11 protein-coding genes are annotated in these 12,415 nt (G+C 35.1%); 7 read left to right on the top strand and 4 right to left on the bottom strand.

Going from position 1 to position 12,415, the window contains the following annotated elements; all coding sequences use genetic code 11:
• The first annotated feature begins 1 nt into the window (after position 1).
• From H560_RS0112745 to H560_RS0112775, 7 genes are all read left to right on the top strand, one after another.
• Entirely contained in the window at positions 2-922 is a 921-nt protein-coding gene (locus H560_RS0112745; protein ID WP_027380401.1) for a glycosyltransferase family 2 protein, read from the top strand.
• A gap of 33 nt (positions 923-955) precedes the next feature.
• Positions 956-1,879 carry a glycosyltransferase family 2 protein gene (locus H560_RS0112750; protein ID WP_027380402.1) on the top strand — a complete coding sequence of 308 codons (924 nt, stop codon included), beginning with the start codon at positions 956-958 and terminating at the stop codon, positions 1,877-1,879.
• Between the two features lie 23 nt (positions 1,880-1,902).
• Positions 1,903-2,688, top strand: a complete 786-nt coding sequence (locus H560_RS22420) for a class I SAM-dependent methyltransferase (protein ID WP_027380403.1) — start codon at positions 1,903-1,905, stop codon at positions 2,686-2,688.
• A 5-nt stretch (positions 2,689-2,693) separates the two neighbouring features.
• A complete protein-coding gene (locus tag H560_RS0112760) occupies positions 2,694-4,292 on the top strand; it encodes a hypothetical protein (RefSeq protein ID WP_027380404.1) in 1,599 nt (532 codons plus the stop codon).
• A 6-nt stretch (positions 4,293-4,298) separates the two neighbouring features.
• Positions 4,299-6,095 carry an asparagine synthase (glutamine-hydrolyzing) gene (gene asnB / locus H560_RS0112765; RefSeq protein ID WP_027380405.1) on the top strand — a complete coding sequence of 599 codons (1,797 nt, stop codon included), beginning with the start codon at positions 4,299-4,301 and terminating at the stop codon, positions 6,093-6,095.
• Entirely contained in the window at positions 6,095-7,030 is a 936-nt protein-coding gene (locus H560_RS0112770; protein ID WP_027380406.1) for a glycosyltransferase family 2 protein, read from the top strand. Before asnB ends, H560_RS0112770 begins: the two co-directional genes overlap by 1 nt.
• 67 nt (positions 7,031-7,097) lie before the next feature.
• Positions 7,098-8,039 (top strand): glycosyltransferase family 2 protein, encoded by a 942-nt coding sequence (locus tag H560_RS0112775; RefSeq protein WP_027380407.1) that lies wholly within the window; start codon positions 7,098-7,100, stop codon positions 8,037-8,039.
• Here H560_RS0112775 and H560_RS0112780 read toward each other — a convergent pair.
• The 4 genes from H560_RS0112780 to H560_RS0112795 all read right to left on the bottom strand — a co-directional run bounded on the left by H560_RS0112780 (position 8,031) and on the right by H560_RS0112795 (position 12,352).
• The gene (locus H560_RS0112780) at positions 8,031-8,957 is read right to left on the bottom strand and encodes a hypothetical protein (protein WP_228372471.1); all 927 of its coding nucleotides are present in this window, start codon (positions 8,955-8,957) and stop codon (positions 8,031-8,033) included. The genes H560_RS0112775 and H560_RS0112780 overlap by 9 nt on opposite strands.
• Before the next feature lies 1 nt (position 8,958).
• Positions 8,959-10,392, bottom strand: coding sequence for an MBOAT family O-acyltransferase (locus H560_RS0112785; RefSeq protein WP_027380409.1), 1,434 nt, complete (start codon positions 10,390-10,392; stop codon positions 8,959-8,961).
• 135 nt (positions 10,393-10,527) lie between these two features.
• On the bottom strand, positions 10,528-11,556 hold the full coding sequence (locus H560_RS22740; protein ID WP_081413975.1) for an acyltransferase family protein: 1,029 nt from the start codon (positions 11,554-11,556) through the stop codon (positions 10,528-10,530).
• A gap of 25 nt (positions 11,557-11,581) precedes the next feature.
• A complete protein-coding gene (locus tag H560_RS0112795; protein ID WP_027380410.1) occupies positions 11,582-12,352 on the bottom strand; it encodes a class I SAM-dependent methyltransferase in 771 nt (256 codons plus the stop codon).
• Between the last annotated feature and the right edge of the window lie 63 nt (positions 12,353-12,415).

The following is a 12,415-nucleotide window of genomic DNA, read 5'->3' on the forward strand; positions in this document are numbered from 1 at the left end:
AATGCCGAAGGTTTATTTTATAATAGTCACTTATAATGCCATGAAATGGGCAGAAAGATGCTTTGCCAGCCTAAGGCAGTCTTCTGTTCCCGTTCATTGTATTGTGATTGATAATGGCTCCACGGACGGCTCTCAGGATTATATTAAAAATAATTTTCCTGAGGTGGATTTTATTCAGTCTGAAGAAAACTTGGGATTCGGAAAAGCGAATAATATCGGCATAGAAAAAGCTTACAAAGAAGGCGCTGATTTCTTTTATCTGATGAATCAGGATGCATGGCTGTATGAAGACAGTCTGAAAGAGCTTTTGAAAGTATATGAAGAATATCCCGACAAAAAAGAAATCGGGATCATCAGCCCGATGCATATTGACGGAACCGAAAAAAAACTGGATATTTTCCTTGATAAATATATTTCCTATAACTGCGATAAAACAAGGCTCATTTCTGATCTGTATTTTCAGACTTTACAACCTGTTTATGAGCTTGATTTCATCAATGCTGCCCATTGGTTTATCCCCAGAGAAACCGTAGAAACAGTAGGCGGTTTTAACCCCTTCTTTTTCCATTACGGCGAAGATAATGAATATGTAAACAGAGTCCATTTTCATAAGAAAAAGGTTTTACTGGCTCCAAAAAGTAAAGTGGTGCATGACGGGAAACAATCTTTACAAAAAGTAGATTATACTAAGTATGAAGATCTTAGGATTGAAACAAATATTATGAATCCGGGATTCCCCAACGCTTTACAACTGGAAAAAAAGGCTTTAATCCAAAGCGCAATAAAGAATTTTTTTCTATTAAATTTTAAAAAATCAAAACAACTTTTTCAAAAACATCAAGAAATATTAACAAAATCAAGTATTCTGATTGAAATAAAGAATAGATCAAGCAAAAAAGGCACAACCTTCTTAAAAACATAATATATTATGTATTTTTGAAAATCGTAAAACACTATGTATAAAAAAATTAGCCTTATCATTCCCGTCTATAATTCATCGAAGTTTCTTCATAAAACCATGGAGGCAGTTGATGAACAAAGAAAAGCATCAAACTGGGATCTTGAAGTAGTTCTGGTGGAGGATGGCAGCCCGGACAACAGCTTTGAGGTGGTAGAAAAACTTGCCCGGGAATATCATTACATCAGAGGTATTAAGCTTTCCAGAAACTTTGGTCACCAGATTGCCGTAAGAACAGGTCTGAGCTACGCCACAGGTGATTATATTGCCATTATTGACGACGACCTGCAGGATCCGCCTTCATTACTTCCAAGATTTTTTGAGAAACTTGAGGAAGGCTATGAAGTAGTGTACGGCATCAGGAAAAAAAGAAAAGAAGACAGGATGAAAAAAATGGCTTATACCAGTTTTTACCGTATTCTCAGCTCTATAAGTGATACGAAAATCCCTTTGGACTCCGGAGATTTTTGTGTAATGACTAAAAATGTTAAAGATAAAATGCTTACCCTCAACGAGCAAAACCCTTATCTGCGGGGTATAAGAGCATGGGTAGGTTTTAAGCAAATAGGCCTGGAATATGAACGTAGCGGAAGAATAGAAGGAGAATCCGGATATTCTTTAAAAAAGCTTATAAAAATCGCCAAAGACGGAATTTTTTCCTTTTCATCGATTCCATTACAGATTATCAGTATTCTTGGAAATCTTGGGCTTCTGATTTCAATTTTATTTACTTTATTTACCATTTTCAGGTATTTTAATAATGAAATTGAAGTGGCTGGTTATACCACCATTATCATTATGATCATGTTTTTCAGCTCCATTCTGCTGATAAGCCTCGGAATTATTGGAGAATATATTTATAGAATCTACAACGAGGTAAGAAACAGACCTCATACCATAATCGAAAAAACAATCAACTAAAACACAAACCTATCCCCCTTAAAATGAAAGAAAAAATACAGTCAATTATTGACAATAACTTTAAGTATGAGTATAAGGACGGAAAATTTGTTTTCCTGGAATTTGATGAAGACATTGTATCAGACCCTCTTGATAAGATTAAAACTTTTTTCAAGAAGTATGTATGGCTGTATGAGCTTCTGATTTACATTATTGCACCATTATATCCTTCCAGATATTTCTTTTTAAAAAGGGTTTTGAAACAAACCAAAAACTCTGATAAAGTAGTCGTAAATCTCGGAAGCGGGTACACAGACCTCAGAGATGATATCATTAACGTAGATCTTATTCCTTATAACCCCGTGAACGTTGTTTGTGACATTACAAAATTACCTTTTAAGGATAATTCTGTAGATCAGATTATTAATATTGCAGTTTTGGAGCATGTTCCGGATCCTCAGGCGGTAATTGCAGAAATCCACCGTGTTCTAAAACCGGGCGGAAAACTTTTATGCGAAATACCTTTTATGCAGGCTTTTCATGCTTCACCTTATGATTTCCAGAGATATACCTACGAAGGAATTAAAGTACAGTTCAAAGAATTTAACAACCTGAAAATACACTCAATAAGTCCTACAGGAGGAATGCTTTGGCCACTGCAGGAATGGTTTGTAATGCTGTTTTCTTTCGGAATCAGGCCTTTGCATAATATCTTATTAATCATTGTAATGTGCCTTACTTTTCCTATTAAATTTTTAGATGTTATTCTACAATACCACCCTTTAAGTAAAAATATTGCATCGGCGTTTATATTTGAATGTGAAAAATAACGTGTATGAAGAAACTGCTTCAAAATCCCGCATATTTTTTTGCCTGCATTGTATTTCTATTCGGAGCTGTATTTTTGGCTTATATCACTTATGATAATCTTGATAAAGGGTTTATTTTCAATGATGAAGCTTATTACCTTTCGTATTACAGTAATCATGGTGATTATCTGAGTTTTGACAGAACCAATTTTTTTAGAATATTCAGGTTTCTGTACACGCCGAACATTTATCATTTCAGGATTATTTCAATAACAGCTTTAGTTTTAAGCAATTTTTTGCTTTGCATTACTGTTTTCAAATATTTAAAATTTAATAATAGATTATATTTTTACAGCCTGTTAGGAATTTTTATAGGATTTGAAAGCTGGAATATCAGCAACCTGATTATTCAGCAGTATATCGGCAATACCATTCTTGTGAATATAGGCGTATCATTAATGCTTCTATCATTAATAATCAGAAGACAATTTATACTGATATTCTCAGGATTTGTTTTGTCTTTTGTTTTATTCAACGGAAATTCACATGCGGTAGTTATTATTCCTATCCTTATTTTTTTCATTCTGAGCGATTCGGAAAACCGAAAATCAAACTTATTATACTTTTTTTCGGGCTATATCATCGGAGTCATCATTTACTTTACATTTTTAGACACTGTAGATAATTTTATTTTTCAATTTAAATTCCTTAAAGAATACCTCAGCTTTCATAGAAAGCAGCATTCAAAAACTTTTATGGTTTTATGGTGCGTTTATCTTTTCCTCAATGCTATTTTACCGACTGCTATTGGTTATTTCATATTATGGAAATCAAAATTTTCAGAAAATTCAATACATATTCTAGATAAAATATTAGCTGTATTGGGTAGTATCACAATTCTGCTATTTTGTTTTAAATATGAATTTTACATATTCTCTTTCATTCTTTTTACTCATTTGCTGGCGTTAAGATTCTGGGTTGAAAAAACTGAAGCTTTAAAAAATAAATATGTGATTATTTTACTTTTAATAATACCCTATTGCCTGGCTTTCGGTTCACAGACATGGTTCCACCTAAGGCTTAATGCTTATAAATTTTATTATTTTCTCCTTATATTTATTTGTCTTACAAAACTTTATAAAAATAACTTATGGATTGCAGGATATCTGGTAAAGATATCCATCATGATTATTGCATTTCCTCATATTTTAAAAGATAAAGGCTGGAAAGATTTTGTTTTTACAGAGCAGACAGAAAAAGTAAAGGTTAATGGTTTTGATTTATATTTAGACAAAGGAAGAAAAAAAGATATAGAAGATCTTCGTCCATATCTGGAAAATCAGCCCAACGTAATCTATTCAAGCAATCATTTGATGGGTTATCTATACATTTTAAATGCAAAACCACCTATTTATTATTATTTTACATTAAAAGATTATATTAAATTTATAATAGAAAAAGAAAAGAAAACTCCAGATGATTTTATTTACATAGAAAGTAACGATTATCCTTTTAGTCCAAAAGAAATTGTACCTTTAGAGTTCGTAAACCATCCGGAGAATTATCAAATTGTAAAAACCGGAAGATTTACATTATACATTCCCTCCCAATATCAAAAAAATTAAAAGCAAATGTGTGGAATAGCCGGAATAATTGCTAACAATGCACGAAATTATCAGGAAGAACTCAAAAAAATGACAGATGCCATGGCGCATCGCGGTCCTGATTCTTCTGATTTTGAATTTTATGAAAATGCGGCTTTAGGCCATCGCAGACTTTCAATCATAGACCTTTCCGATAATGGAAAACAGCCTATGCTTTCCAGCACAAAAAATGAATGCATTGTTTTGAACGGTGAGATCTACGGCTACCAGAATATCAAGGCCCAATACCCGGAATATCCCTATAAAGGCAGTTCTGATACGGAAGTGATTCTTGCCATGTATCAGAGAAAACAGGAAAATCTCATTCATGATCTGCCGGGAATGTTTGCTTTTGCCATTTGGGATAATGGAAAACAGGAATTATTTTGTGCGAGAGATCGGTTTGGAGAAAAGCCTTTCTTTTACGCAATCGGGAAAAACAATGAATTTATTTTCGCTTCAGAGATAAAAGCGATCCTTGCTTCAGGGCTTATCCAGCCGAAAGTGAATCAGGAAGCTATTTCCTACTATTTGCAGTATGGCTATGTGAGTACCTATCACAGCATTTATGAAAATATCCACACGCTTCCCCCTGCTCATCAGCTGATCTGGAAAGATGGAAAAGTTTCTGTTTCAAGATATTACAGCTTACCGGCAAAAGACCGGGTTTTAAGCTTATCTGATGCAAAGGAAGAATTTATTTATCTTTTAAAAAATGCCGTTCAGAAGCAGCTTATTGCTGACGTGGAAGTAGGAAGTTTTTTAAGCGGAGGCTTGGATTCCTCCTCCATCGTAGCATTGGTGGCAGAGTTTTTACCTAAACAGACAACCATAAGCTTTGGTTATGACCATGAGGACAGCGAATTAAAATACGCTAAAGAAATAGCCGAAAAATATAAAACAAACCATATTGAAGTTCACGAAAAGAAAGAAGATCTGGCGACATCACTTCTGAAAATTTCTCCTTTTTTTGATGAACCTTTTGCCGATATTTCTTTCATTCCGCATTTTGAAATCTGCAGAAATGCAAAGAAAAACCTTACCGTAGTTCTTTCCGGTGATGTAGGTGATGAATTATTTGGCGGATATAACTTCTACCGGGTTGAAAATCAATTAAGAAAACATTTCAGCTACAATAACATTATTGCTAAATTCGGATTAAAATTATATCAAAAATTAAGGCCAACTTCTTTTATTACGCAAAAAAATCTGGCACATGATAATATCCTGGATTTTCATCAAAATTTTGTAAGAAATTCCTTTAATAAAGAAGAAAAAAATGCCTTAGGAATTTCTGCTTCATATGCCCAGCCATACAGCTTTGCTCCAAATCCGGATTCATTGAATGACATTATGAGAGTAGACCTTGAAGGTTATGTTCCGGGAAATATGATGGTAAAATCAGACAGAATGGCCATGGCCAATTCTCTTGAAGTGAGAACACCTTTTCTTGATATCGATTTTGCAGAATTTTGCATCCAGCTTCCTGAACAGCTAAAGCTTGACAATGACAGTGATAAGATCATTCTTCGGGAAGCGATGGGATCTTACTGGACGGAAACAATCAGGAACCGCCATAAACAGGGCTTTGGAATGAGCGTAAAAAGCTGGTTTGAAGAGGAAAACCTTGTTAGCCTGTCCAATGACCTGCTGAAAAATCCTGATCAGAAAATATTTAATTTTATTGATTTTAAAGCTACTCAGAACTTCCTGAAAAAAGACCACAAGCACTGGAATCTTTTACAGCTGGCTCTTTGGGCTCACAATAACCAAAACGTTTTATAATGCTTGATATTTCCGTCATCATACCGGTATATAATGCAGGACAGTTTTTGGAAAAATCTGTAGATTCTGCCGCACATTTCGAAGAGGTAAAAGAAATTATTCTGGTGGAAGATAAATCTACAGACAATTCTTTGGAAATATGCCGTGAACTCGCTTTACAAAACCCTAAAATTAAACTGTTTCAGCACCCTGACCAGGGAAATCACGGGGCCGGGGCCACACGAAATCTCGGAATAGAAAAGGCAACGGGAAGTTTCATCACATTTTTAGATGCTGATGATTATTATCTTCCCAATAGATTTGACGCTGAGAAAACAGCTTTCGAAGATCCTAAAATCGAAGGAATTTTTGGGGCTATCGGAGTAGAATATTTAACGGAGAAAGGCCGGCAGGAATATGAAACCAAGTTCAAGGATGCAGCCCTTACAACTGTAAGTTATCCGGCGGAAGGTGAAGAAGTTTTCAGAGGATTATTAAGCTTAACTCCAAAAAAATTCGGAACCTTTTTTCATCTGAATGCATTAACCATCAGAAAATCTGCACTGGAAAGAAACAAGCTTCGGTTTAATGAAAACCTTCGGGTACATCAGGATTCTGATTTTAATATTAAGCTTTCTTATCATTGTTACCTGAAATCCGGAATTATTGACAAAGCTGTTGCCATAAGAGGAATTCATGATGATAACAGGATTACAAAAATCGTCCAGTACTCGCCTCAGTACAATCAAAGACAGTATATTTACTGGAAATCCCTGTATGATTGGGCCAGCGAAAATAATTTGGCTTCGGAGTACAAAAAAAGAATTTATTTAAGCTTTAAATCTTTTGACCTTTCGCAAAAAAAAGGATTGGCAAAATACAGCAATATTCTTTTGGAAAGCATTAAAAATCCTGAAATATTAAAGACAAAATACCGATTTAATTATTACAGATAAGCAACTAATAACAAGGAAAGCCTGCCATTAGAGACCATTATTTAAAATATTCAAAACACATTACTCAATGAAAATCTCCGTAATTATCCCTGTTTACAATGCCGAAAAATATGTAACCCAGGCTGTGGAATCTGCTCTACAGTTTGATGAAGTGTTTGAAGTGGTTTTGGTGGAAGACAAATCTCCGGACAACGCATTGGAAGTCTGCAGACTGCTGGCTGAAAAACACGATAGGGTAAGGCTTTTTCAACACCCGGATAAAGAAAATCACGGGGCGGGCCCTACCAGAAACCTCGGACTGGAAATGGCAACAGGAGATTTCATCGCATTCCTTGACGCTGATGATTACTATCTTCCTAATCGTTTTGATGCAGAAAGAGAGCTTTTCAAAGATCCAAAAGTAGAAGGTGTTTATGGAGCTTTAGGTGTACATTATTATTCTGAAAAGGCTAAAGAACAGTATTATCATTTGTTTGGAGACCGTTTAACAACTGTTTATAAAAGATACGATCCTAAAGATGTTTTTCCGGGGCAAATAAGCATGAAAGGGAGCTTCGGGCTTTTCAGCATTGATACATTGACGATCAGGAGGGATGCTTTAGTAAAAAAATTAAATCCTTTTTTTAAAACAAATTTAAGGCTTCATCAGGACACGGAATTCTTATTCAGATTATCCTATTATCTTGATCTTTACCCAGGAATTCTAGATGAAGCAGTAGCTGTAAGAGGAGTTCATGAAAGCAATAGAATAACAGCTGTTGACACAAAAAAAATAAAGCCGGCTACGACCAAAGTTTTACTCTGGAGGGAAATAAAAAACTGGTCTGACAATGAAACTACCATTCCTGAAGATGTTAAAAAACATATCAGAAGGATGCACAGAAGCTATGAAATTGCGCTTGCACCCGGTTTACAGAAATGGGGAATGATTGCTAAATACCTGATCTCAGACTATCCAAGCATCCGGTCCGGACTTTATAATATTAATTTCCGAAAAGATTTATTTTAAAATTTTCGTGCTGAAAAGAATTGAATCTGCAACTTTTGATGTAAAAACCTTTCCTGACTCTTTATACATGTGATTTCCGTCCGTATATTCGTAGGAATTAGATTCTTTTGAAAAATCAAAATAGGAAACAGCATATTTCTTAGAAATTGCTTCCATTTTTTGATTAAAATCAGGCGAATAAGATTCTTCAAGCTTTGTAAGTCTTTCGGATGTGGGAATTCTTACAAGATAGACAGTTCCTTTTGGCTTTAGAAACTTTATAATATCTTCCAGAGCATTTATTCTCATTTGCGATACTGCCTGCTTTTTAGATAAATCTGTATAAAAAATATCAATTTTTTCATTTTCTCTCGCTGCAACAGAATCTTTATTCATATTTACGCTTACTTCCAGCCAGCCGTCCTTATGTAAAAAAGTACTGGATCTTCCGTTTGCTTCCCTTTCGCTAAAAATTTTGAACCAGCTTCTCGTATAATTTTTTATAAGATATTCATAATTGGGAGAAAGGTCATAGAAATACATTTTGTTCAGTGGAGATTTTGTCTCCGGAAAATCTTCAAGTCTTTGAGTTGTTTTACCCAAAGATAGATTCCATGGATCAACTGTTAAGATAAATATTCCGTTTTTAGTATCCGGATTAATCTTTCTTTTTAACGCTTTCAGATAAATGGGTCCGTAAGGTGATTCTACAACATTTAGGGCGAAATTATCAAATTTCTTGTGAAGCTTTTGCTGTAAAATACTTGGCACAACAGCCTGAGAACCTCTGGAATCTCCCAAAATAATATTGTGGGGCTTTTCCACGGCAAAATGCATATAATTATCATCTGTATTGCCATCCGCGAATGACCCTAACACAGCCAGCAGAGCAATGCAGCCTACGAGATAAAATGATATTTTGAAGAAAAATTTTTTCATTCTAAAATTGGAAATAAATAAATTCATTATTCCCGAAATTAGCATAGCGGAGAATAATATAAGTAACTATTACATACAAAACCCTTCTGATCCACGGATGGAATCTTTCAATCTCCAGTCCGTGAAACCTGCTGCGGTTCATCCATTCAATAATTAGCATAAATGTAATAAGAGCCATTACTTTGTAGGGAAGATGAGCGGGAATAGCAAATACCGAAGGATCAAAAATTCTTCTTATATAAGATACCGCCTCCGAGACGGATGCAGCTCTAAAGAAAATCCACGCAAAGCATGTAAGCGCAAAAGTAATCAGGATCTGAAAAATTTCCCTAAATGAAGGTAACAGCCTGTCCATTGCCACAACTTCCAGATTTTGCCTGTTTTTATCAGCCACAAGCAGCGGCATAAAGTACAAAGCATTCAGCCCTCCCCAGATAATGAAAGTCCAATTGGCGCCATGCCAGAACCCCGAGACGAGGAAAATTATGAAAGTATTCCGTATTTTCATTCCAAGTCCGCCTTTGCTTCCGCCCAAAGGTATATAAAGGTAATCCCTGAACCAGGATGAGAGTGAAATATGCCATCTTCTCCAGAATTCTGCAATATCCCTGGAAAAATAAGGAAATGCAAAGTTTTTAAGCAGTTCAATACCAAACAGCCTGGACACTCCTAAGGCAATATCAGAATATCCTGAGAAATCTCCATAAATCTGGAAAGCAAATAAAACAGCGCCCAAAACAAGAGTCCCGGGGCTTTCTGTATGATAATTCGCAAAAATATCATTTACAAGCGGAGCACAATTATCCGCAATTACAATTTTCTTAAAAAACCCCCAAAGGATCTGCCGCATTCCGTCTGCCGCCTGCTCATAATTAAAAGATCTCTTTTTTTGAATCTGAGGCAAAAGATGGGTTGCCCTCTCAATAGGCCCGGCTACCAATAGCGGAAAATAGCTCACAAAAACGGCATAATCAATAAAGTTTTTCTCGGCAGGAATTCTTTTTTTATAAATATCAATGATATAAGAAAGCCCGTGAAATGTATAAAATGAGATTCCTACAGGAAGCACAATTTTCAGCAGCCATACATTGGCGTGGAAACCAAATCCCAATAATAATTCAGAAAAGCTTTCTACAAAAAAATTGTAATATTTAAAAAAACCTAAAAACCCCAGATTAATTATAATACTTAAAGCAAGCCAGAATTGCGCCTGCTTTTTGTTTTTACTCCTTTCAATCTGAATTCCAGAAAAGAAATCCAAACCAATGGAAAACATCAGTAAGAAAAGAAATCTCCAGTCCCAGCAGGCATAAAAATAAAAGCTTGCAAAAAGAAGAAGCCGGTTCTGATGCTGGTACTTTTTATTAAATACAAACCAGTAAAGAATAAAAACTATTGGCAGAAAAATGAGAAAACCAATGGAATTAAACAGCATATCTTAAAATTTAATTCTTTGATAATTCAAAAGATTATATCTGCAAAAAAGGATGTTTTTAATGGTAAAAAGTGATGAAGGGAACTTCTTTTTAATCATAAGGTGTTCATTTATGTTTAGCAAAAATAAAGATTTTTATCTGACTTTCAGTTTTTTTAAATATTCTCTCAGCGGTTTTTCAATAAACTGGTAAAAAACAGCAGAAACCAACAGCAGTACAGCCATGTAAATCCAGAACACGGAATTACTTTCATAAATCTGGAAATATTCCCATAAAACCATTCTTAAAATATATAAAACAGGAATATGCACAATGTACACCGCATAGCTGATTTCACCTAAATATTCCAGAGGCTTCAGCGAAAATACGGTTGTCAAAAGCCCCTTATTGCATGAGATAAAATAGATCAAAGGGATAAATAAAACCGCCATTAAACCATTGTGGAAATTTAACGGAATAAAAATCAGACTCAATAAAACTGCCGTGAAAATTAATACAATCGTAATATCATAATTCCTTTCTCTGAAATTTTTTATGAAAAATAAGCCTGCAAGGTTTCCCGCCAAAAATTCGTTAACATGAAGAAGAGGGAAATAATGGATAAACTCATAGCTCACGGTATGCGGCCCTTTGTAAGCGCCGGAATTCACATAAAGGTTTGTAAAAAACTGAGTTCCGATCCAGATAAGAGCCGTTATAACCCAGATACTTTTATTTTCTTTCGAATAAAAATGATTATAAAGCAAAGGAAAAATCAGATAAAATAAAAATTCGACTGAGATAGACCATCCCGGAAAATTCAATACCAAAGCATCACCCGGAATCCAGCTTTGAAGTCCTGAAAGATAAAGAAAAAGCCTGTAAAAGCTAAAACCCGAATATTTTGTAACAAGATACAAAAGCAGCCCCAAAACATACAGCGGATAAATTCTTGCAAACCTGTTCCTGTAAAAATCAAGATAATCAATTTTTGCCTTCCTGTGATAGGCTACAATCATGATGAAGCCCGAAAGAATGAAGAAATAACTAACTCCGATATTCGCCCTGAGGAAAATATCGGAGATATATTTGATTTTATATAAAAATAAATCCTTGTTAAAATGAGAAATAACAATTGCAATAGCCGCTACAAATCGCGTAAAAGTAATCTGACTGATTTTCACGGGCCAAAAATACGCTTAAATGCTTTTATTTTACAAAAACACCAATGTATTTCCCTTCATATTCCACCACGGTGGTCTCAATATTATTTTTTTCACAGAAATCCTGATAAGCAGAATTATCCCCGATATCATCACTGATGAAAACACCTCCTGCTCTCAAATGTTTGTAAAGCTCATTATATGCCCAGAATCTTCCGTTGTAGCTTTTATCTGAATCATAATGCACCACATCAAAAGTGGTATTGTCTGCAAAGATTTTCGGAAGAGATTCCTTATCCGCAAAACGGAATAATTTCCAGTTTGGCTTAAGGTTTTCCGGAACCACATACCCCACATACTGATCGCCGTCCTGAGCCAGATACGGCATATCCGAACTGTATAAAGTTCCCCTTCTTTTCTCCAGTGAAAGCAATGCGGCCAAAGAAGACCATCCATAAGCAACACCCGTTTCCACGGCATTTTTCGCATTGGTGAATTCACAGGAATAGTAAATCAATTCCAACGCACCCGGTCCGCCCATTTTGATGGGGCAATCCTTTTCCCTTTGCTCAGAAACTTTTAAAATGTCTGCATATAAAGATCTGAACGGGTCAATATCAATCCCGAAAAGCTTGGAAACTGCTTCTTTCTGCGTAATTGCTCTTGAAGCTGCCCAGGAATTGGTTTTATCCTTTCCTTTAAATGCATTCCCTCTGTTGACGGTGTTCTTGATGATTTTTCTTCCTAATTCAGGATAAAGATCAGGTCTTTTCAGATAGGCAATAAATGTTTTGAGAACTCTTGATATTTCACTCACTGTGTTAAATTTAGGACACAAAAATAAAGATTTTTCTCTTATTTTTAATATATAATTATATTT

Origin of the sequence: Chryseobacterium daeguense DSM 19388 (assembly GCF_000430825.1) — a bacterium.
Taxonomy (GTDB): Bacteria; Bacteroidota; Bacteroidia; order Flavobacteriales; family Weeksellaceae; genus Chryseobacterium; species Chryseobacterium daeguense.